Source organism: Psychrobacter sp. 4Bb (assembly GCF_002836735.1).
Taxonomy (GTDB): domain Bacteria; phylum Pseudomonadota; class Gammaproteobacteria; order Pseudomonadales; family Moraxellaceae; genus Psychrobacter.
The window spans coordinates 1-702 of the sequence record NZ_PJAS01000024.1; the positions used below are offsets into that span (position 1 = coordinate 1).

Annotated in this window: 1 pseudogene; it reads right to left on the bottom strand. The window is 44.9% G+C overall.

Annotated features, from left to right (window positions below):
- A pseudogene (locus CXF60_RS00610) lies at nt 1-624 on the bottom strand (IS5 family transposase); the annotation flags it as partial.
- Nucleotides 625-702 lie beyond the last annotated feature (78 nt).

Consider the following 702-nt stretch of genomic DNA (forward strand, 5'->3'; position numbering starts at 1 on the left):
AGATGACGCAGCTTGTACAAATAGCTATCAAACTCTGGATTAGGCTGTTTGGCATTCTTCCTTTTAGGAACGACAGGTATCATATTATGGCTGCGAGCTTTGTCTCTGATACACTCTGAGTCATAGCCTTTATCAGCGATAAAGTAATCTGCCTGTCCAATCTTCTCAATCAATTCACCTGCAATTTGACTGTCGTGGACGTCACCCCCAGTGATTTTAAAATGGAGCGGATATCCATCGGCATCACAGGATAGGTGTATCTTTGTAGTTGCTCCGCCACGGCTTTGTCCAATTGCTCGCTCTTCACCACGCCGAGCTCCACTTGCATGCTGATGACAGCGAACATAGCTTCCGTCTGTGAATACCCATTCCGTATCAACTTCTGCTCAAAAGCCAAAAAAAATCCGCCCATAAGCCAGTTTTCGACCAGCGGTTGAAACGACTATAGGCTGTTTTCCACGAACATAATTCTTCAGGTATGTCACGCCAAGGCGCCCCTGTGCGTAGTTTCCACAGTATGGCTTCCATGATCTCTCGGCTGTTTTGAGTTTGATAGCAGCCGTACTTTATCATCGTCGATTGCAATTGATCCCAAAGCGTATCTGTTAATGCTTTTCTTGCCATAACTTGTATTTCTCGCATCGACTCAATAGATGCGGTATTGTAACTATTATTTAGGGCTTATCCAATTGAAGACACGCC